Source organism: Sphaerotilus uruguayifluvii (assembly GCF_013294065.1).
In the GTDB taxonomy this organism is placed as follows: domain Bacteria; phylum Pseudomonadota; class Gammaproteobacteria; order Burkholderiales; family Burkholderiaceae_C; genus Sphaerotilus; species Sphaerotilus uruguayifluvii.
Map to the genome: position 1 here is coordinate 1 of NZ_JABSNM010000021.1, position 20,055 is coordinate 20,055.

A 20,055-nucleotide genomic window follows, 5' to 3' on the forward strand; every position below is an offset into this window, starting at 1 on the left:
GGAAGAACTGCGAGCGCTGGCTCAACACCAGCCTGCAGTTCGTCCATCTCGCCTTTCTGGCCTTGCTCCTCAGGAGATCGTGAACACGCTCTTAGAAGGATTACCAGTTGTTTCGAATTTCTCAGGAAATTGCGTCCGGTACTACACTTTCCGCACTTTCCACATTCTCGGCCGGCCTCACCCCTGATTCGAGGGTCGGAGCTTCCGTCAGGGCTGCCGACAGAGAAACGACTCAATTCCTCCGGCATAAGATCAGGTACATGAAAGTTCCGATGCAACGCGTCCTCAACGCGTCCCTGGCCGTTGCGGCCCTGATGGCAGGATGGATGTCGATGAAGTGGCTGGGTCTGGTGCTGGCCGTCACGGTGATCGCCTTCTGGATGGTGCTCCAGTTCAACCGGGCCAGCCGCCAGCTGCGCAATGTCGCCGACCGGCCGAAGGGCATGGTCGACAGCGTCATCGCGCTGCAGTCCAGGCTCGGTCACGGCATGAGCATGGCCGACGTGCTGGCCATCTCCAACAGCCTGGGCCAGCGCGTCGAAGGCACGAACGGCGACTGGATGTGGCGTGACAGCTACGGCAACCAGATCGTCGTGACCTTCCGCCGCGGCGGCGTCGAACGCTGGGCCGCGACCCGCACCGACAGCTCGGCGCCTGCCGCCGGCGTTCCCGCCAAGACCCTGCCGACCGCTGCCGCGGCCTGAGCCGCCGCGAACGGACACGGCCCGGCACCGCAGCGCGGCATTCAGCCCGCGTCGCCAGCCACCCAGCCCAGCCGGGCGCACGCCTGGCGGGCCGCGGCCATCAGCTGCTGCAGCTGACGGGCCGCCTGCGCATCGGCCTCGCGCTCGCCGGATTCGAGGCTGCGCGCCAGATCGGCGACCTGCCTCAGGCCGAGCGTGCCGGCCGATCCCTTCAGGCGGTGCGCCGCGGACTTCAGGTCCTGCGTGTGCCCTTCGCCGGATTCGAGCCGGTCGACCAGATCGGCCAGCGTGCGGCTGCCGTCCTCGAAGAAGCTGCCCAGCAGGCTGCGCAGGCTGCCCACGCCCAGCAGCGCGCAGCTGTCCGACATCAGGTCCAGATCGAGATGACGCGCGGCCTCGCCGCGCCCGGGCCGGGCGCCGCGCGCAGGCTCCGGAGCCGCGGCGGCCGCCGGCGGCTCGGGCGCGGGAGCGGGCGGCAGGCTGACCAGCGCACGCGCGCCGAAATGCCGGCGCAGCATGTTCTCGATGTCGTGCAGCTGCACCGGCTTGGCCAGGAAGTCGTCCATGCCGGCCTGCCTGGCGCGCTCGCGCGACTCGGCGAAGGCGTCGGCCGTCAGCGCGATCACCGGCACACGCGCGTCCGGCTCCGGCATCCCTCGGATCTGGCGCGTCGCCTCCAGCCCGTCCATCGTCGGCATGTGCACGTCCATCAGCACCAGGTCGAAGCGGGCGGCCTGCAGGCGCTGCAGCGCCTCGGCCCCGTCGCCGGCCAGGCTGACCCGGTGCCCGAGGCGCTCGAGCAGCACCTGCATGTACTTGCGGTTGACCGGATGGTCGTCGGCGACGAGCACGCGCAGCTGGCCGCCGGCCGGCACCGCGCCGGGCGGCGGCAGCGGCACCGGCGGCGCCGCGGCCGCCTGCTGCGCGGCGATCTCGGCCGCGTCGAGCGCACGCAGCGGCAGCAGCACGCTGAACTCGCTGCCCTGCCCCGGCTGGCTGACGACCTGGATGTCGCCGCCCATCATCCGCACCAGCTCGCGCGAGATCTCCAGCCCCAGCCCGGTGCCGCCGAAGCGCCGGCCGATGCTGTCGTCGCCCTGGCTGAAGCGCTGGAACAGGCGCTGCAGCGTCTGCTCGTTCATGCCGATGCCGGTGTCGATGACGCGGATGCGCGTCAGCGCCGCCCCGGCGGCCCCGTCCTTCGCCGGCACCGGGTCGATCAGCAGCCGCACGCCGCCGCGGTCGGTGAACTTGATCGCGTTGCCGATCAGGTTGAACAGCACCTGCTTGAGCCGCTTCGCGTCCGCCTCGACCCAGGTCGGCAGGTCCGGCGCCAGCGTCACCTCGAACAGCAGCGAGCGCGAGCGCGCCTGCGGCTGCATCAGCGCCCGCACGTCCTCGACGAGCTGGTTCAGGTCGAGCGGATGGGGCGAGAGCTCGAGCCGGCCGGACTCCAGCTTGGACAGGTCGAGCACGTCGTTGAGGATGTGCAGCAGGTGCTCGCCGGACTGGCGCGCGATCTGCAAGTGCTCGCGCTGCTGCGCATCGAGCGCCGAGCGGTCCAGCAGCGACATCATGCCCAGCAGGCCGTTGAAGGGCGTGCGCAGCTCGTGGCTCATGTTGGCCAGGAAGGCGCTCTTGGCGCGGCTGGCCTGCTCGGCCTCGAGCCGGGCCTCCTGCAGCCGCGAGGCGAGCTGCTCGAGCTCGACGCGGCGCTGCTCGAGCGCGCGCACCTGGCGCACCACGATGATCGCGAACACCAGGATCAGCAGGCACTGGAAGATGGTCAGGCCGATGCCGATGCGGTTCTGCTGGCGCACGCCCTCGTTGCGGCTGACGATGCCCGCACCGACGGCCTGGTTCGACAGCAGCGAGAGGTCGCGCACCGCCGGCGCCAGCGCGTCCACGTCGGCCAGCACCGCGCGCAGCGCCACCACGTCCACCGGCGAGGGCGCGTCCGGCCCGAGCACCGGGTCGACGCGGGCGACGACCGCGTTGAGCTGCCCGAGCACCCGGCGGTGCTCGGGCAGGTCGGGCATGACCTCGCGGGTGCGCACCGGATCGACCAGGCTGATGCGGCTGACGAAGATGTCGTAGCGCTCGCGCAGCGCTTCCTCGCGGCCGCGGCGCTCGGGCGCCGGCAGCGCCGGCACCTCGCGCACGAAGTCGTGCATCTGGCGGTCGAGCCGGAGGTATTCGGTCTCGAGCTGGAAGAAGCTCCAGACGATGTTGTCGCCCTGGTAGACGACCTTGGCGCTGAGCAGCCGCAGCGACTGCGCCTGCAGCCAGGCGATGCCGCCGAAGACCAGCGCCAGCAGCAGCGCCATGGCCAGCAGCAGCCGCCCGACTCGGGTCGGTCCGCCGGAGGCGGGCGTCGTCGCGAGGCCGGTCACTCGACCTCGAGCATCTTGAGCTGCCAGGCCGAGCGGCTGTAGTAGCGCTCGCTGCGCAGCGACTCGTCCGAGTCGAAGGGATAGATGATGAACAGCGGCCCCTTGTCGCGCACCGACATCGGCCGGTCGTCGAGCAGGCGCGCCAGCACGACCGGATAGCGGGTGGCGTCCTCGACCGGCAGCTCGACCTTGTAGTCGTTCAGCGCGATCGCCCGCAGCGTGCGCCCCTGCGCGCCGACGGCGGCCAGCACGTCGCGCAGCAGCGGCCCGGTGAACTTGTGCGCCTGCGGATACCAGGGCGTCTTCGTCGAGAAGCTGTGCTGGGGCAGCGCGGCCAGCATGTCCATGTCGAAGCGGGCCGCGTCGCCGGCGTTGCGGATGCCGATGCGCCCGCTCACCGTCAGCACCACCCGCCCCTTCGGTTCGGACAGCGCGGCCCGGGAGGCCAGAGGCAGGGCGGCCAGCGCGGCAGCGGTGGCGAGCAGGTGGCGGCGTGTGGTCATGTCGGCTCCTCGGCATCCATCATCGGTCCCGCGTGCGGCGCGGTGGCGGCGATGATGCCCGAGGAACCCGAAGTTACCTCGTGCTGATGGCACGAGGCAAGGCGCTGATGCTCAGCCGAAGTGGCAGATGTAGTGGTAGGGCTCGCCCTCGACGCGGATCTCGAAGCGGGCGTTGCCGGGCACGCTGAACTTCTCGCCGGGGCCGAAGGTCTGCCACTCGCTCGCGCCGGGCAGCAGCACGCTGCACGAGCCCGCCACCGTCTCCATGATCTCCGGCGCGCCGGTGCCGAAGCTCAGCTGCGCCGGCAGGATGACGCCCACGCTCTTGCGGGTGCCGTCGGCGAAGGTGACGGTGTGGGAGACGCAGCGGCCGTCGAAGTAGACATTGGCCTGGGTCGAGACGGCGACGCCGTCGAGCTGTGCGGTGATGCTCATCGTGGAAGCCGCCGGGCGGCGGACAGCAAGGGGAAAGCGATGCGGGATTGCAGCCGCGGATTCTAGGCGGCACGCGCCTGTCCCGGCCGCGACAGCGCCTCCGGGACGCCCCGATGCCCGCCGGCCGCGCCCGCGCCTACGCTGCAGGCCTGCTCCCCCTGGAACGACCCGACCGAGCGCGAGGTTCACGATGCCGATTCCCGCCGACCGTCCGCACCTGAAGCACTGGCCCGCCCGCCTGCCGCGCGAGCTGGCGGTGCCCGACACCACGCTGTGGTTCAACCTGGAGGTCGCCGCGCAGCGCTGGCCGGACCGGCCCGCCTGGAGCTGCCTGGGCCACGACTGGAGCTGGCGCGAGGTGCGGCGCCAGGCCGAGGCGCTGGCCGGCTGGCTGCAGGCGCAGGGCGTGGGCCGCGGCGACCGGGTGGCGCTGTTCATGCAGAACTGCCCGCAGTTCGTCGTCGCGCTGTACGCGGTGGTGCGCGCCGACGCGGTGGTGGTGCCGGTCAACCCGATGAACCGCGCCGACGAGTTCGGCCACTACATCACCGATCCGGACACGAAGGTGGTCATCTGCGCGGCCGAGCTGGCCGAGGTGGTGCGCCAGGCCGACGCGCGCCTGCCCGAGGCGCAGCGCCTGCGCGCGCTGCTGGTGACCGGCTGGGACGACGTGCTCGGCCCGGAGCGCCGGATCGATCCGGACCTGGCGGTGCCGCCGGCGATGCAGGCGCTGCTGCAGGCCGAGCCGCCCCTGCCCGAGGGCGCCACCCGCTGGGCCGACGCGCTGGCCGCCGGCCTGGCGCCGGGACCGCACCTCGCCCGGCCCGACGACCTGGTGCTGCTGCCCTACACCTCCGGCACCACCGGCCTGCCCAAGGGCTGCATGCACACCCACCGCACGCTGATGCCCAACATCGTCGGCGGCTCGCTGTGGAGCCATGTCGGCGCCGAGTCGGTCACGCTGGGCGTGGTGCCCTTCTTCCACATCACCGGCATGGTCTACGGCGTGCTGGCGCCGGCCTGGAGCGGCGCGACGGTGGTGGTGATGCCGCGCTGGGACCGCGTGCTGGCCGGGCGGCTGATCGCGCGCCACCGCGTCAGCCACTGGACCTGCATCCCGACGATGATCATCGACCTGCTCGCCAGCCCGGAGGCGGCGAGCCTGGACCTCTCGAGCCTGCGCTTTCTCAGCGGCGGCGGCGCCGCCATGCCGCAGGCGGTGGCCGAGCGGCTGCAGCGCGACTTCGGCCTGACCTTCGCCGAGGGCTACGGCCTGACCGAGACCGCCGCGCCCAGCCACGCCAATCCGCCCGAGCGGGCCAAGCTGCAGTGCCTGGGCCTGCCGCTGTTCGGCACCGACGCGCGGGTGGTCGATCCGGTCACGCTGGCCGAGCTGCCCGCCGGCGAGGTCGGCGAGATCGTCACCTGCGGGCCGATGCTGTTCACCGGCTACTGGAAGCACCCGGCCGCGACCGAGGCGGCCTTCGTCGAGCTGCCCGGCGTGCCGGGCCGGCGCTTCTTCCGCACCGGCGACCTCGGCCGCATGGACGAGGAGGGCTACTTCTTCCTCACCGACCGGCTCAAGCGCATGATCAACGCCAGCGGCTTCAAGGTCTGGCCGTCGGAGGTGGAGCTGCTGCTCTACCGCCATCCGGCAGTGGCCGAGGCCTGCGTGATCGGCGCGCGCGACGCCTACCGCGGCGAGACGGTCAAGGCGGTGATCGTGCTGCGCGCCGAGGCCCGCGGCCAGGTGAGCGAGGCGGACATCATCGCCTGGGCGCACGAGCACATGGCCGCCTACAAGGCGCCGCGCCAGGTCGAGTTCGTCGAGACGCTGCCCAAGTCCGGCACCGGCAAGGTGATGTGGCGGCTGCTGCAGGACCACGAACGCACCCGCGAAAGCGAAAGCGAACGCGAGCGCGCCTGAACGTCTCAGCCGGGCCGGCGGCGCATCAGCACCCAGCCCGCGCCCCACAGCAGCAGGCAGGCCAGCCAGCCCGCCAGCGTCAGCTCGGCGAAGGCGCGCAGCCCGTCGATCTCGCAGTGGCGGCCGAGCCAGGCCTGGCCGGGCTCGCAGCCGAAGGACAGCAGCGCGAAGGCGATGCCGGGGCCGAGGTGCAGGATGGCCAGGCCGTGAAAGAGGATCTTCAGCATGATGGCGCGCAGTCTGGCGCAGCCGTGCCCGGGCGTCGATGCGCCGGATCAGTCCGTCGAGGCCATCAGGCGGGTGCGCATCAGCCCGCGCAGGCCGGCCGGCAGCGGCCCGGTGGCCATCGGCGGCGCCTGCCAGACCATCAGGCCGGCCAGCCCGGCACCGGACTCGCCCGCCGCCTGCACGCAGTCCGGCCCGGCCGGGCACAGCGGCTGCCCGCGCTCGTCGTAGAGCCGGTCGAGCGTCTCGTCGGTCTGGGCGAGCGGGCGCACCCGGTAGGCGACGCGGCCCCGGTGGCGCACCTGCCAGATCGTCCCGGGCTCGCGGCCGAGCACCAGCCGGCGCAGCTGCGCATGCTCGACCCACAGCGGCAGCCGCGCCTGGAGCGCGCGGCTCGCGGCCGCGGCGCTGCTGCCCGGCTCGGCGCCCGAGGGCAGCGCTGCCATCAGCAGCGGCAGCAGGATGGCCGCGACCCGCGTCGCCTGGCCCTGTCGTGATGCGGACTGGCTCGTCACCGGCACTCCTCCCCTGGATGGGGCGACCGCGGCCGGCTCCGGCCGGACCGCCTCCGGCGCGAATTCTGCGCACATCCGGCAATAGTGCGCAAGTTGTCGATCCTGAAGCTGGGGCAATCCGGTCGGGACGGGTCAGGCGCCGTCGTCGTCGCCCTGGGCCGCCGGCTGGCGCACCACGGTGACGGTGCAGCCGGCATCGGCCACCACCTCGGACGAGACGGTGCCCAGGTAGCGCCGCAGCGTCGAGCGCGCCCGCGCGCCCATGACGATGTGGTCGACCTGGGTGCGCCGGGCGAACTCGAGCAGCGCACCGGCGACATCGGGCGCCTCCAGCACATGGAAGGTCAGCCGCCCGGTGCCCAGCGCCAGCGACTGCGCGATCGGCCGTGCCCAGTGCTTCAGGCCGACGAGCTGCTTGACGTGCAGGCTGTTGCCGGAGCGGTCGGTCAGCTCGTCCATGCCGATGCGGTTGGTCTTCATGACGCCGACGCAGGCCAGGCGCGCGCCCGGCTCGGCCGCGACGATGCGCCGCACCGTCTCGCGCTGCTGGTCGAGCAGCGGCTCGGTGGCGTTGGTGACGTCGACCGCCGCCATGATGATCGGTGCGCGCTTGAGCTGCTCGCCGACCGACAGCCGTGCCGAGGGCTCGCTGCCGATCGCGCCCAGCCAGCGCCGCCAGGTCTGCAACCGCCCGGGCGTGTCCTCGCGGGTGGCGCGCCCGGTCAGCGGCATCTGGTCGGGATGGCTGAGGTCCTGCGCCAGATGGGCCGCGCTCGGATGGCGGTCCTCGGCCTTGACCTCCAGGCAGCGCAGGATGATCTCCTGCAGCCACGGCGGGCAGTCCGGCCGCAGCCGGCGCGGCGGCACCGGCGCCTGGTAGAGCCGCTCGCGCAGGCCGCGCACGCTGGTGGGCGCGCCGAAGGGCCGCGCGCCGGTCGTCAGGTGGTAGAGGATGACGCCCAGCGCGAACAGGTCCGAGCGCGGCTCGCTGCGCAGGAACTGCACCTGCTCGGGCGACATGTAGGGCCCGGTGCCCATCGGCAGGTTGAACTCCTCGTCGAGCAGGTCGGGCAGGTGATCGTGCCGGCTCAGGCCGTAGTCGACCAGCACCGCCTCGCCGCCCGGGCGGAACAGGATGTTGCTCGGCTTGATGTCGAGGTGGATGACGTTCTGGCGGTGCAGGTCGTGCAGCGCGGTGGCCACCCGCGCGCCGACCGAGGCGATCTCGTCGATCGGCAGCGGTGCGGCCTCCAGCCGCGGGCGCAGCGAATCGCCGGCGATGCCCTCCATGACGATGTAGGGCCGCGTCGCGAAGTCGCCCTTGGCGATGAAGCGCGGCACATGCACGCCGCGCAGCATCGGCAGGATCATCATCTCGACCTCGAAGCCGACGATGGTGGCCGGGTCCTCGCCGCCCTTGATGCGCGGCACCTTCATCAGCATCGGCAGGGCGTGCCCGGGATGGCTGACCCGCCACAGGCTGGCCATGCCGCCCTGGTGGACCCGCTCCTCGAGCAGGAAGCCGTCGACCAGATCGCCCACGCCGAAGCGCACGCCGAACGCGTCGCTGTCCATCGCCGCCCTCCCCGCTCAGGCGCCCACCAGCAGCCGCTCGCCCAGCGCGCGCGGCAGGCCCGCGGCGATGATCTTCGCGGCGGTGGCCTCGTGGTCGTAGGGCACGCGGTGGAAGGTCAGCGTCTGGCGACCCAGGTCGAACATCGCCCAGGCGGCGGCCGGGTTGCCGTCGCGCGGCTGGCCGACCGAGCCGGGAATCGCCAGCCACTGCCGGTGGCCCGGCACCGGCACCGCCACGCCCGGAACCGGCGAGAAGTTGGCGATCTTGCCGGTGCTGGAGAGGTGGTAGAGCGCGGGCTGGTGGACATGGCCGCAGAAGGTGTGGCGGCAGTCGGTGGCCATCATGCTGCGCACCGCCTCGTTGCGGCCGAGGATGTATTCCCAGCCCGACGGCGCCCAGCCGTTGGCATGGACGAACAGGCAGCCGAACTCCTCGCGGCGCATCGGCAGGCCGGCGAGGAACTCGAGCTGCGCCGGCGAGAGCTGCGAGCGGGTCCAGTCGACCGCGCGGCGCGCGTCCTCGACCAGGTTCGGATTGGGCTCGCTGGCGACCGAGTCGTCATGGTTGCCGCGCACAGCGATGGCGCCCTGCGCGACCAGGTCCTGCACGCGCTCGACCACCCAGGCCGGATCGGCGCCGTAGCCGACGAAGTCGCCCAGCAGCGCGATGCGCTCGGCCCCGTGCAGGTGCGCCTGCTCCAGGCAGGCCTCGAAGGCCTCCCGGTTGGCGTGGATGTCGGTGATCAGCGCGAGCTTCATCGGTCTTCGTCTCCTTGTCGCGACCCAGTGTAGAGCGCCGGGCTGCCGTCTGCCTGAGTGCCGTCCTGGGGTGCGCCCGGCGTGTCAGGTCGCGTCACGCACCTCGCCTAGAATCGCCGCGTGCCCCGGATTCCGCAACTTCCGCACGATCAGCATCAGCATCCCGCACCTCAGGCAGGCCCCAGGCGATGAACACGCACGACACCCCGACCCGCGTCCGCAGCCGTGACTGCGACGTGCTCGTCATCGGCGGCGGCCCGGCCGGCTCGACGCTGGCCACGCTGCTGGCCCGGCGCGGCCGCCGCGTCACGATGATCGAGAAGATGCACCACCCGCGCTTCCACATCGGCGAGTCGCTGCTGCCGGCCAACGTGCCGCTGTTCGACGACCTGGGCGTGCGCGCCGAGGTCGAGGCGATCGGCATGCCCAAGTGGGGCGTCGAGTTCGTCTCGCCCGACCACGACCACCGCAGCTACCTCGAGTTCGGCGACGCGCTCGACAAGTCGCAGCCCTACGCCTGGCAGGTGCGCCGCGCCGATCTCGACGAGATCCTGTTCCGCAACGCCGCGAAGGCCGGCGCCGCCGCGCTGGAGGGCCACCGCGCCCGCGAGGTGCGCTTCGACGCCGAGGGCGCCGACGTGGACATCGACATCGACGACGGCCGCCGCGAGACCTGGCGCGCACGCTACGTCGTCGACGCCAGCGGCCGCGACACGCTGCTGGCCGGCCAGATGCGCTCCAAGCGCCGGCACCCCGACCACGCCAGCTCGGCCGTCTTCGGCCACTTCCGCGGCGCGCGCCGGCTGGAGGGCAGGCTGGAGGGCAACATCACCATCTTCTGGTACCCGCACGGCTGGTTCTGGTTCATCCCGCTGGCCGACGGCACCACCAGCATCGGCGCGGTCTGCTGGCCCTACTACCTGAAGTCGCGCACGAAGCCGCTGCGCGACTTCTTCATGGACACCATCGCGATGTGCCCGCAGCTGGCCGAGCGGCTGCAGGGTGCCGAGCTGGTCGACGACCAGGTGCACGCCACCGGCAACTACTCCTACCTGGGCACGCACTGCACCGGCGAGCGCTACGCGATGCTGGGCGACGCCTTCGCCTTCATCGACCCGGTGTTCTCCTCGGGCGTCTACCTGGCGATGCAGAGCGCCTATGCGGCCGTGCCGCTGGTGGAGGCCTCGCTGGACAAGGCGCCCTCGTCGTGCACCGTCGAGCGCGCGGACTTCGAGAAGTTCATGCGCGCCGGCCCGCGCGAGTTCTCCTGGTTCATCTTCCGCGTCACCAACCCGACGATGCGCGAGTTCTTCATGGCGCCGCAGAATCCGCTGCGCATGAAGGAGGCGCTGCTGACGGTGCTGGCCGGGGACATCTACGGCAGCACGCCCTACCGCCGTCCGCTGCAGGCCTTCAAGACCCTGTACTGGCTGGTGTCGATGGCCCATCCGCTGCGCACCTGGCGCGCATGGAGCCGCCGCCGCGACAACATCCGCGACCTCGAGATCGCCGCGACCCCGTGACATTGAGATTCGAGCGACAGCCGCCCGGCCCGGCCGGCTTCTCCGCGTTCCCTGCCGCCGCCGTGCTCGCCGAGCGCGGCCATTTCGACGACGGGCGCGCCGCCGGTGCGCCGCGGCTTCTCGCCGGCGAGCCGGCCTGCGCCGAGCGCTGGCTGAGCGAGGCACCGGCCGCGGCGCGGACCGAGGGCCGCACCGGCCACGTGAGCTGGCACGACGACGGCCGCTGGCTGCACGGCAGCGCCTGCATCGAGGTGAGCGGCGGCGCGCGGCTGCGCGAGGACACCCGCGCGCTCTACGCCGACCTGTTCGAGGTGCTGCGCCAGCGCGGCGACCTGCACCTGCTCAAGGTCTGGAACTACCTGCCGCACATCAACGCCGAGCTCGACGGGCTCGAGGTCTACCGGCACTTCAACATCGGCCGCCAGCAGGCCTTTCTCGACGCCGGCCAGCGTGCCTTCGAGGGCGCGCCCGCGGCCTGCGCGCTCGGGCACCACGAGGGCCCGCTGAGCGTGCATTTCCTGGCCGGCCGCCAGGCGCCGCGCCCGATCGAGAACCCGCGCCAGGTCAGCGCCTACCACTATCCGTCGAGCTACGGCCCGCGCAGCCCGACCTTCTCGCGCGCGGCGCTGGTCTCGCTGGCGCCGGGCGAGGAGACGCTGTTCATCTCCGGAACCGCCAGCATCGTCGGCCACCGCACGCTGCATGCCGGCGACGTCGGCGCGCAGACCGCCGAGACGCTGCGCAACCTCGAGGCGGTGATCGCCTCGGCGCACGCGCAGACCTCGGCCCGGTTCGACCTGCGCACGATGGACCTGACGGTCTACCTGCGCGATCCGGCCGACCGCGCCGCGGTCGAGGCGGTGCTGGCCGCCTCGCTCGGCGCGGACGCGCCCGGCCTGCGCGGCGCGCTGTGGCTGCATGCCGACATCTGCCGCACCGACCTGCTCGTCGAGATCGAGGCCCAGGGGAGCGCACCGACATGAGAGCCCTGCCCGCCGCCGCCGGCCTGCTGTCGCTGGGCGCCGCGCTGCTGCTGCCGCCGGCCGCGCTCGGCGCGCCGGCCGAGTCCGATCCGGCACCGCAGCGGCCGCTGTGGGAGCTCGGCGTCGGCCTGGCCGGCGTGCACCTGCCCGACTACCGCGGCGCCGATGTCTCGCACGACTACCTGCTGCCGCTGCCCTGGCTGATCTACCGCGGCCGCTGGCTGCGCGCCGACCGCGAGGGCGCGCGTGCGGTGCTGCTCGAGAGCACGGACACCGAGCTGAACCTGAGCGCCCATGCCTCGGCGCCGGCACGCAGCCGCGACAACCCGGCGCGGCGCGGCATGGCCGACCTGCCCGCCACCGTCGAGCTCGGGCCCAGGATCGGCCACCGGCTCTGGCGCGCCGCCGACGGCTCGGCCGAGCTGGAGGCGCAGGCGCCGCTGCGCGCGGTCATGACGCTGCAGCGCTCGCCGCGCTGGGTCGGCACGGTGTTCACGCCGACGCTGGACCTGTCGCTGCCGAAGCGGGTCGAGGGCTGGAACCTGGGCGTGCAGGTCGGCGCGAGCTGGGGCTCGCGCGGCCTGCACCAGCATCTGTACGGCGTCGACGCGGCCCAGGCCGAGGCCACCCGCCCGGCCTGGAGCGCCCGCGCGGGCTACGGCGGCTGGCATGCGCTGGCCGCGGCCTCGCGCCGCCTGCATCCGGACCTCTGGGCGGGCCTGTTCCTGCGCGTCGACCGGCTCGACGGCGCCGCCTTCGCCGACAGCCCGCTGGTGCGCCGCCACAGCGCCGTCTCCGGCGGCTTCGCGCTGGCCTGGGTGCTGGCGCGCTCCTCCGAGGAGGCCCGCAGTGGCGAATGAGCCTGCCCGGGCGCCACGCCGGCGCGCGCCGCTGCCGGCCCAGGCCCTGCCGCCGGCGCTGCTGCGGCCGCTGCTGTCGGCCTGGATGCTGGTGCTGCTGGTCTGGCTCGGACTGATCTCGCTGAGCTGGAACGCGACCGCCTTCCTGCTGCAGTGGCTGCCGCTGCCGCCGACGCGCCGCCACGCGATCGGCCGCGCCGGCATCGCCTACGGCTACCGCTTCTACTGGGCCTGCGCGCGCGCCAGCGGCCTGATGCGGCTCGAGGCCGACGCGCTCGACGCGCTGCGCGACGATCCCGGCGGCGTCATCATCGCCGCCAACCATCCCAGCCTGCTCGACGCGCTGATGCTGGTGGCACGGCTGCCGCGCAGCGTCTGCGTGATGAAGGGCGCGCTGATGCGCAACGTCTTTCTCGGCGCGGGCGCGCGGCTGGCCGGCTACATCGTCAACGACTCGCCGCGGCAGATGATCCGCGCCGCGGTCGACAGCCTGCAGGCCGGCGGCCAGCTGATCGTCTTTCCCGAGGGCACGCGCAGCCCCGGGCCCGGCGGCACGCTGCACCCGCTGCGTCCGGGCCTGACGCTGATCGCGCAGCGCGCCGGCGTGCCGATCCAGACGGTGCTGATCGAGACCGACTCGCCCTACCTCGGCAAGGGCTGGCCGCTGTGGCGGCTGCCGCCGCTGCCGATCGTCTTCCGGGCCCGGCTGGGCGAACGCTTCCCGCCCGAGGCCGACCACGAGGCGCTGCTCGCGCGGCTCGAGGACTACTTCAGGAAGGAGCTCGGCGAATGAACGCCCGCCCCGCCCCGCCGCGCTCGCGCACCCATGCGCTGCTGATCCCCAGCTACAACACCGGCCCGAAGGTCTACGAGACGGTCGCCGCCGCCCGCGCGCAGTGGGCGCCGGTCTGGGTCGTCGTCGACGGCAGCACCGACGGCACGCCCGAGGGCCTGCGCCGCCTGGCCGAGGCCGATCCGGACCTGCACCTGATCGTGCTGCCGCACAACCGGGGCAAGGGCAGCGCGGTGCTCGCCGGCCTGCAGGCCCTGCGCGACGCCGGCTACACCCACGCGCTGACGATGGACTCCGACGGCCAGCATCCGGCCGACCTGATCGGTCTGTTCATGCGCCGCTCGCAGGCCCAGCCCGACGCGATGATCCTGGGCAAGCCCGTCTTCGACGCGTCGGCGCCGCTGCTGCGGGTGCGCGGACGGCGCATCTCCAACGCCTGGACCGACCTGGAGACGCTGGGCGCGGGCATCGGCGACTCGCTCTACGGCTTCCGCGTCTACCCGATCCATCCGCTGATCGCGGTGATGCGCCGCCAGCCCTGGATGCGCCGCTTCGACTTCGACACCGAGGCGGTGGTGCGCCTGGCCTGGCGCGGCGTGGCGCCGCTGAACCTGCCCGCGCCGGTGAAGTACCTGCGCCCGGAGGACGGCGGCGTCTCGCACTTCAACTACCTGCGCGACAACGTGCTGCTGACCTGGATGCACACCCGGCTGGTGCTGGAGTTCCTGCTGCGGCTGCCGCTGCTGCTGGTGCGCCGGCTGCTGCGCCGCCCGCCCTTCCAGATGCTCGATTCCTGATCTTCGTCGGGATCGTCCGCGGAAGAAGCGGTTCTTCACAAGGGTGACTGGCGGTCGCCGTGCAGCGTGGGCACACTGGGAGACTGGACCAAGGAGGCCGAATGAGCCACGAACGATCGAAGCACGATCTGCAGCGCCGCCGTCTGCTGGGAGCGGCGGCGCTGGTGCCGCTGGCGGCGTCGCCGCTGCTGCTGGGCGGCTGCGCGAGCACGCCGCCGCTGGCGCCGATTCCGTCCGACGAGCGGACGCAGCCGGAAGCCGCCGCGCTGCTGGCCGAATCCGCCGCCGCGCACGGCCTGCCGGCCTGGCGCCGGGTACGCGACCTGAGCGTGTCCTACCGGGGCGAATGGCGCCCGCTGATCGACCGGCTGCAGCCCGAGCTGGTCGACGCGCGCTTCCGCGTCGCCTCGGAGGAGCGCCTGATTCCCGGCGAAGGCCTGATCGCGCAGTCGCACACCGGCCCCGGCGGCCACAAGCATGTGGTGCGCCAGTCGGGCCGCGGCGGCAGCGCCGACACCGGCGGCGTCACGGTCGCCTACAACGGCGTGCCCACCACCGACGAGCCGCTGCGCCAGGCCAGCGCGCTGGTGGCCGACGGCTACCGCCTCTTCCTGCTCGGCCCGATGGCGCTGGTCGACGGCGGCCACACGCTGCGCCTGGCCGGCCTGGAGCAGGTCGGCGAGCATGCCTGCGAGCGGCTGATGGTGCGGCTGGCGCCCGGCCTGGGGCTGTCGCCGGTGGACCAGCTGGTGCTGTGCATCGACCGGCGCACCCGGCTGATGCGCCGCGTTCGCTTCACGATGGACGGGCTGGCCTCGACGCGCGGCGCGCTGGCCGAGGTCGACACCTTCGACTTCCAGAACATGCACGGCATCGAGTGGCCGACGCGCTTCCACGAGCGGCTGCGCCGGCCGATCCCGCGCCTGCCGGTGCACGACTGGCAGCTCACCGGGCTGGACATCAACCGCGGCCTGAAGGCGGCCGACCTCGGCGGCACGCAGTTCGCCGGCGTGGCGCGCGGCCCGGCGCGTGCGCTGCCCGGCGCGTCGCCCGACCCGGCCTGAGGCGGCTTGAGGCGGCTTGAGGCGGCCGGGGCCGGCCCGGCTCAGATCATCCCGCCGTTGACCGAGATGACCTGGCCGGAGATGTAGCCCGCCTCGTCGCCGGCGAGAAAGGCCACCAGCGCGGCGACCTCCTCGGGCGTGCCGGCACGCCGGGCCGGCACCATCTGCGCGACGGCCTTGGCGTCGAAGACCGCGTCGGCCATCGCCGAGGCGATGATGCCCGGCGCCACCACGTTGACGGTGATGCCGCGGCTGGCCAGCTCCAGCGACAGCGACTTCGAGGCCGAGTGCAGCGCGCCCTTGGCCGCGGCGTAGTTGACCTGGCCGCGGTTGCCCGCCACCGCCGCGACCGAGCTGATCGAGATGATGCGGCCCCAGCGGGTGCGGATCATCGGCATCGTCAGCGGCTGCGTCACATGGAAGAAGCCGTGCAGCGACACGTCGATGACGCGGTGCCACTGCGCCGCGCTCATGCCGGGAAAGACCGCGTCGTCGTGCAGGCCGGCGTTGTTGACGATCACCTGCACCGGGCCGCCGGTCTCGACGCAGGCCTCCAGCGCGGCGCGGCTGGCCTCGGCATCGGTGACGTCGAAGGCCAGCGCACCGGCCGAGCCGCCCTCGGCGCGGACCTGCGCCGCGACCGCTTCGGCGGCATCGAGCCGCGAATGGGCGTGGCACAGCACATGGAAGCCCGCGCGGCCCAGCCGCAGCGCGATCGCGCGGCCGAGGTCGCCGCTGGCGCCGGTCACCAGTGCGCGGCGCGGCGCGGCGGCGGGCGCGGCCGCGGCGGAGACGGGGGAAGAGGAAGCGGCGGTCATGGCTGTCGGGTCTCCGGGGCGGGCGTCGTGCCGGCCAGCGCGTCGAGCACCACCGCCAGCCGGCCCTCGACGACGACCTCGCCGGCATGGCGCACGGCGAAGCCGTAGAGCAGCTGGCGCGCGTCGCCCGCCTGGCGGACGGCCTCGATCTCGAGCGGACCGGGCAGGTCGTCGAGCCGCAGGCGGTGGAAGGTGATGGCGCGGGCGCTGGCCAGGTAGCCGGGCGCGGCGGTGGCGCCGTCGGCCTCGGCCAGCAGACCGCCGTGCAGGGCCGCGGCCTGCGCGGCGTATTCGATCGCGGCGGCCGCCGGCAGGCCGTGGCGGCCGCGCAGCGGGTTCAGCGGATCGGCGTGCGAGACGGCGCGCGCGCGGATCGCCTGCGCGTCCCAGCCCAGCGCCGCGTCGAGCAGGCACATCGTGCCCTGGTGCGGAATGCGCGCGGCGATCCCGGCGTGATCGAGCCCGCCGCTCATGCCGGGAATTCCAGCACCAGCCTCAGCGACTGCGCCGGCGACACCGGCAGCACCACCACCGCCGGCAGCCGGCGCGCCAGCGCCTCCAGCAGCGGCAGCGCCTGCGCGGCGGGAATGGCCTGGCGCAGCGCCTCCAGGCCGGCGTCGCGGCAGCGGGTGGGCACGCCCGCACGCTCGGCCGGCAGCAGCGCCGCGCCCAGCCAGCAGCGCGCCTCGCCGGGGCCGGCCGGCGCCAGCAGCAGCGCCACGCCCATCGTGTCGGGCAGCGGCCGGGTGGCGTGCAGCGGCTCGGGGTACGGCGTGTCGCTGGCCACCAGCAGCACCGGCGCGGCATCCGGACGCAGCTGCGTCAGCGCCGCGACCAGGCCGGCGGCGAAGCTGCCGTCGAAGCCGCACAGGCTGGTGGACGCCTCGGGGCTGCCCACGGCGATGTGCCAGTAGCCCGAGGCGGCGTTGTGGACCGAGTTGGTGAAGCGCGTCGGCGAGACCAGGCGCGCGGCCGGGTCCTCGGCCGCCAGCGTCTCGCACAGCGCGTGGCAGTTGGCGCCGTCGCCGCTGGACGACGCGAAGACGGTGGCCAGCGTGGCCGGATCGGCCTCGGCATGCGCGCAGGCGGCCTCGGCGGCGGCCAGCGCGATGCGGATTGCCGCGCCGGCGCGGCGGCGCTCGGCCGGCGGCAGGCGCATCGGCACCGGCACCACGGTGCGCTCGGCGGTGTCGGCCGCGGCCTCGCCGCGCAGCACCGCCTGCGCGGCGTCCCACGAGGGCAGGCCCGGCCCGATCAGGCCCAGGCCGAGCAGGTCGGCGCGGATCGTCGCACCCGTCACGGAGGTCGTCATCATCGTCCCAGGATCAGGCTGGCGTTGGAGCCGCCGAAGCCGAAGGAATTGCTCAGCACCCGGCGCAGCGGCGCGGCGCGGTTCTCGGCCAGGTAGTCGATGCGCAGCGTCGGATCGCGCTCGCGCAGGTTCAGCCCGCCGGGCATCAGGCCGTCCTGCAGCGCCAGCAGGCAGAGCACCGCCTCGACGCCGCCGGCCGCGCCCAGCGTGTGGCCGGTGGCGCCCTTGGTCGAGCTGGCCGGCACCCGGTCGCCGAAGACCGCGAAGACCGCGCGGTCCTCGGAGGCGTCGTTGTTGGGCGTGGCGGTGCCGTGCAGGTTGATGTGATCGATGTCCTCGGGCGCCAGGCCGGCGGCGGCCAGCGCCTGGCGCATCGCGGCGATCGCGCCCCGCCCTTCCGGGTGCGGCGTGCTCATGTGGTGGCCGTCGTTGCTCTCGCCGGTGCCCAGCAGCCGGCCGACGGACGCCTGTCCGGGCCGCGCCTCGCGCTCGAGCAGCGCGAAGGCCGCGGCCTCGCCCAGCGACAGGCCGCGCCGGCCGGCGTCCCACGGCCGGCAGATCTCGGGCGAGAACAGCTCGAGCGCATGGAAGCCGTACAGCGTCGTCAGGCACAGGCTGTCGACGCCGCCGACCACCGCCGCGTCGACCCAGCCGGCCTCGATCAGCCGCGCGGCATCGGCGAAGACCTTGGCGCTGGACGAGCAGGCGGTCGACACCACCCAGGCCGGGCCGTCCAGACCCAGCGCTTCGCGCACGAAGCCGGCCAGCGAGAAGGTGTTGTGCGTCTCGGCGTAGCGGAAGTCGGCCGGCAGCGCGCCGTCGGGGCCGCGGCGGCGGTAGGCGTGCTCGGTCTGCAGGATGCCGGAGGTGCTGGTGCCCAGCAGCACCGCGACGCGGCCGGCGCCCCAGCGCGCATGCGCCGCGGCCACCGCCTCGGCGAAGCCGTCCTGGTTCAGGCCCAGCCAGGCCAGGCGGTTGTTGCGGCAGTCGTGGCGCGCCAGCGCCGGCGGCAGCGCGGTCTCGCCGGGCCGGTCGAGCGCGTCGACGACGCCGATCCAGCCGGGCAGCTCGACGTCCTCGAAGCGGCAGGGGCGCAGGCCGCTGCGGCCGGCGGCCACCGCCTCGCGGTGGGCCTGCAGGCCGGCGCCGAGCGCGGTCGTCAGCGTGGCGTGCGTGATCGGCAGCGGAGTCATGACAGCAGGAACATCAGCAGAAGAAAGGAGATCAGCGCCGGGACCGCTCGGCCACCAGCAGCACGTTGGCGAAGGGCGTGCCCTGGCTCATCGGACGCGGCTCGACGGCGAAGCCCAGCGCCTGCAGCGCGGCGATCCAGGCCTCGAGCGGACGGCCCCAGGTCGGCGGCACCTGGTGCCCGCGGATGCGCGTGACCACCCGGTCGACCCACTGGCTGACCGCGAAGCCCTGGCGCTGGCTGGCGTCGCCCACGCGCAGCAGCAGCCGCCCGCCCGGCACCAGCGCCGAATGCACGCGCGCCAGCAGCCGGTCCTGCGCGTCGATCGGCACGTAGTGCAGCACGTCGAGGATGACCACCACGTCGCAGGCCGGCAGCGGCACCTCGCGCATGTCGCCCTCGATGAAGACGGCGTCCGGCGCCTGCCCGCCCAGCGCGGCGCGGGCCCGCGCCACGTCGCGCGACATCAGCTCGATGCCGGTGACGCGCGCGCCCGCCGGCGCCGCAGGCCATTCCGCCGGCCAGCCGCCCTCGCGCGCCAGCTCGCCGCAGGCGCGCAGCAGGCTGGCCAGCAGGCCCTGGCCGCAGCCGATGTCGACCACCCGCGCCCGCGGCCCGATCAGGCCGTGGCCGAGCAGATGGCGGAACACCGGGTCCATGCCGAGCTTGCCGCGCGCGAAATGCCAGGCGAAGCGGCCGGCACCGCGGTACGGGGCGGCCGCGCGGTCGAGCAGGCGGCGCCAGCCGGCATCGGCCGGCGCGATCGTGGCGGGAGCGGGCACGCTCATGCGCCCTCCTTCATCGCCTCGGGCAGCGTGACCGCGCGCAGCCCGGCGCGCTCGAAGGCCGCCAGCAGCTCGGGCAGCACCGCCAGGATGACAGGCCGCCCGTCGGCGCCGCGCGCGGCGTTGGCGTCATGCAGCAGCAGGATGTCGCCGGCGGCCAGGCCCGCGGTCAGCGTCGCCAGCACCCGCGCCGGATCGCCCTCGCGGGTGTCGTAGGCGCGGCGCGTCCAGCTCGCCAGGCGCAGGCCCAGGCGGTGCAGCACCGGCTCGAGAAAGGGATTGCGCAGCCCGGCCGGCGCGCGGAAGAAGGCGGGCGTCTGGCCGGTCAGCGCGGTGAAGATGGCCTGCGCCTGGCTGATCTCGTCCCGGAAGCCTTCCGGGCCGAGCAGCGAGAAGGTGTGGCGGTGGTGGCGGCTGTGGTTCTGCACGCTGTGGCCGCGGCGCAGCATCTCGCGCAGCAGCTCGGGGTGGGCGCGCGCGCGCTCGGCGATGCAGAAGAAGGTGGCCTTCGCGCCGGCGGCGTCGAGCAGGTCGAGCACCTGCGGCGTGACCTCGGGGTCGGGACCGTCGTCGATGGTGAGCGCGACCTCGCCGCGCGCGACCGCCGCGGCCGGCAGCCGCGTCAGGTTGGGGCCGAGCCAGTCGCAGCGCGGCCACAGGCCGGCGAAGGTCAGCAGCGCATGGTCGGCCGCCAGCAGGCCCAGCCAGGCCGGCCACAGGTCGGGCCGGGCGGCAAAGGCCACCGCCGCGCCGACATGCAGGGCCGCGCTGGCGCGCAGCAGCGGCGGCATCGTCCACGGGGTCGCGGCGGTCGTGGCGGAGGCACGGGCCGCGGTGTCGTCTTCGGGGCGGTACAGCGTCTGGGTCACGGTGACGGATCGGGCAGGCGGCG

22 protein-coding genes are annotated in these 20,055 nt (G+C 73.8%); 9 read left to right on the forward strand and 13 right to left on the reverse strand.

The features are described 5' to 3' along the window. Both HNQ01_RS22225 and HNQ01_RS18365 read left to right on the forward strand, forming a co-directional pair. On the forward strand, window positions 1-187 hold a 187-nt coding region (locus HNQ01_RS22225; RefSeq protein WP_217427613.1), incomplete at its 5' end, for a hypothetical protein. 85 nt (window positions 188-272) lie between these two features. Continuing rightward, entirely contained in the window at window positions 273-704 is a 432-nt protein-coding gene (locus tag HNQ01_RS18365; protein WP_173806955.1) for a hypothetical protein, read from the forward strand. Window positions 705-745: 41 nt separating this feature from the next. Here the strand turns inward: HNQ01_RS18365 and HNQ01_RS18370 are convergent, their stop codons facing one another. From HNQ01_RS18370 to ppnP, 3 genes are all read right to left on the reverse strand, one after another. Then, window positions 746-3,097 (reverse strand): response regulator, encoded by a 2,352-nt coding sequence (locus HNQ01_RS18370; protein WP_173806956.1) that lies wholly within the window; start codon window positions 3,095-3,097, stop codon window positions 746-748. Continuing rightward, window positions 3,094-3,600, reverse strand: coding sequence for a putative pterin-binding protein (locus HNQ01_RS18375; protein WP_173806957.1), 507 nt, complete (start codon window positions 3,598-3,600; stop codon window positions 3,094-3,096). The genes HNQ01_RS18370 and HNQ01_RS18375 overlap by 4 nt, the downstream gene beginning before the upstream one ends. A 111-nt stretch (window positions 3,601-3,711) precedes the next feature. Beyond that, the gene (ppnP, locus tag HNQ01_RS18380; protein WP_173806958.1) at window positions 3,712-4,035 is read right to left on the reverse strand and encodes a pyrimidine/purine nucleoside phosphorylase; all 324 of its coding nucleotides are present in this window, start codon (window positions 4,033-4,035) and stop codon (window positions 3,712-3,714) included. 190 nt (window positions 4,036-4,225) lie between these two features. Between ppnP and HNQ01_RS18385 the strand changes: the two genes are divergently transcribed. Further along, window positions 4,226-5,962 carry a long-chain-fatty-acid--CoA ligase gene (locus HNQ01_RS18385; RefSeq protein ID WP_173806959.1) on the forward strand — a complete coding sequence of 579 codons (1,737 nt, stop codon included), beginning with the start codon at window positions 4,226-4,228 and terminating at the stop codon, window positions 5,960-5,962. Window positions 5,963-5,967: 5 nt separating this feature from the next. On the opposite strand, the gene HNQ01_RS18390 is transcribed toward HNQ01_RS18385, so the two are convergent. The 4 genes from HNQ01_RS18390 to HNQ01_RS18405 all read right to left on the reverse strand — a co-directional run bounded on the left by HNQ01_RS18390 (window position 5,968) and on the right by HNQ01_RS18405 (window position 9,036). Next, on the reverse strand, window positions 5,968-6,189 hold the full coding sequence (locus HNQ01_RS18390; RefSeq protein ID WP_173806960.1) for a hypothetical protein: 222 nt from the start codon (window positions 6,187-6,189) through the stop codon (window positions 5,968-5,970). A gap of 48 nt (window positions 6,190-6,237) precedes the next feature. Further along, window positions 6,238-6,702, reverse strand: a complete 465-nt coding sequence (locus HNQ01_RS18395) for a hypothetical protein (protein ID WP_173806961.1) — start codon at window positions 6,700-6,702, stop codon at window positions 6,238-6,240. 132 nt (window positions 6,703-6,834) lie between these two features. Continuing rightward, window positions 6,835-8,277 carry a bifunctional serine/threonine-protein kinase/universal stress protein gene (locus tag HNQ01_RS18400; protein WP_173806962.1) on the reverse strand — a complete coding sequence of 481 codons (1,443 nt, stop codon included), beginning with the start codon at window positions 8,275-8,277 and terminating at the stop codon, window positions 6,835-6,837. A gap of 15 nt (window positions 8,278-8,292) precedes the next feature. Next, window positions 8,293-9,036: a metallophosphoesterase family protein gene (locus HNQ01_RS18405; RefSeq protein WP_173806963.1), complete on the reverse strand. Its 744-nt coding sequence runs from the start codon at window positions 9,034-9,036 to the stop codon at window positions 8,293-8,295. A gap of 188 nt (window positions 9,037-9,224) precedes the next feature. Here HNQ01_RS18405 and HNQ01_RS18410 point away from each other — a divergent pair, with 188 nt between their 5' ends. The 6 genes from HNQ01_RS18410 (at window position 9,225) to HNQ01_RS18435 (ending at window position 15,056) form a co-directional block, all read left to right on the forward strand. Next, window positions 9,225-10,559, forward strand: a complete 1,335-nt coding sequence (locus tag HNQ01_RS18410) for an NAD(P)/FAD-dependent oxidoreductase (protein WP_173806964.1) — start codon at window positions 9,225-9,227, stop codon at window positions 10,557-10,559. Window positions 10,560-10,621: 62 nt separating this feature from the next. Then, window positions 10,622-11,542, forward strand: coding sequence for a chorismate transformation FkbO/Hyg5 family protein (locus HNQ01_RS18415; protein ID WP_286180957.1), 921 nt, complete (start codon window positions 10,622-10,624; stop codon window positions 11,540-11,542). Next, complete coding sequence (locus HNQ01_RS18420) at window positions 11,539-12,402, forward strand: MipA/OmpV family protein (RefSeq protein WP_173806966.1); 864 nt, start codon at window positions 11,539-11,541, stop codon at window positions 12,400-12,402. The genes HNQ01_RS18415 and HNQ01_RS18420 overlap by 4 nt, the downstream gene beginning before the upstream one ends. Then, complete coding sequence (locus HNQ01_RS18425; protein WP_353621736.1) at window positions 12,392-13,195, forward strand: lysophospholipid acyltransferase family protein; 804 nt, start codon at window positions 12,392-12,394, stop codon at window positions 13,193-13,195. Before HNQ01_RS18420 ends, HNQ01_RS18425 begins: the two co-directional genes overlap by 11 nt. After that, a complete protein-coding gene (locus HNQ01_RS18430; protein ID WP_173806967.1) occupies window positions 13,192-13,992 on the forward strand; it encodes a glycosyltransferase family 2 protein in 801 nt (266 codons plus the stop codon). The genes HNQ01_RS18425 and HNQ01_RS18430 overlap by 4 nt, the downstream gene beginning before the upstream one ends. Window positions 13,993-14,093: 101 nt before the next feature. Beyond that, on the forward strand, window positions 14,094-15,056 hold the full coding sequence (locus HNQ01_RS18435) for a hypothetical protein (RefSeq protein ID WP_173806968.1): 963 nt from the start codon (window positions 14,094-14,096) through the stop codon (window positions 15,054-15,056). 41 nt (window positions 15,057-15,097) lie between these two features. Here HNQ01_RS18435 and fabG read toward each other — a convergent pair whose 3' ends face one another. The 6 genes from fabG to HNQ01_RS18465 are packed head-to-tail and all read right to left on the reverse strand — an operon-like array spanning window position 15,098 to window position 19,954. After that, complete coding sequence (gene fabG, locus HNQ01_RS18440) at window positions 15,098-15,874, reverse strand: 3-oxoacyl-ACP reductase FabG (RefSeq protein WP_173806969.1); 777 nt, start codon at window positions 15,872-15,874, stop codon at window positions 15,098-15,100. Further along, window positions 15,871-16,347, reverse strand: coding sequence for an ApeP family dehydratase (locus HNQ01_RS18445; protein ID WP_173806970.1), 477 nt, complete (start codon window positions 16,345-16,347; stop codon window positions 15,871-15,873). Before HNQ01_RS18445 ends, fabG begins: the two co-directional genes overlap by 4 nt. Further along, on the reverse strand, window positions 16,344-17,186 hold the full coding sequence (locus HNQ01_RS18450; protein ID WP_173806971.1) for a beta-ketoacyl synthase chain length factor: 843 nt from the start codon (window positions 17,184-17,186) through the stop codon (window positions 16,344-16,346). The genes HNQ01_RS18445 and HNQ01_RS18450 overlap by 4 nt, the downstream gene beginning before the upstream one ends. Next, entirely contained in the window at window positions 17,186-18,379 is a 1,194-nt protein-coding gene (locus tag HNQ01_RS18455; protein WP_173806972.1) for a beta-ketoacyl-[acyl-carrier-protein] synthase family protein, read from the reverse strand. Before HNQ01_RS18455 ends, HNQ01_RS18450 begins: the two co-directional genes overlap by 1 nt. A 31-nt stretch (window positions 18,380-18,410) precedes the next feature. Then, entirely contained in the window at window positions 18,411-19,166 is a 756-nt protein-coding gene (locus HNQ01_RS18460; RefSeq protein ID WP_173806973.1) for an SAM-dependent methyltransferase, read from the reverse strand. Beyond that, window positions 19,163-19,954 carry a polysaccharide deacetylase family protein gene (locus HNQ01_RS18465; protein WP_173807028.1) on the reverse strand — a complete coding sequence of 264 codons (792 nt, stop codon included), beginning with the start codon at window positions 19,952-19,954 and terminating at the stop codon, window positions 19,163-19,165. Before HNQ01_RS18465 ends, HNQ01_RS18460 begins: the two co-directional genes overlap by 4 nt. Window positions 19,955-20,055: the final 101 nt, after the last annotated feature.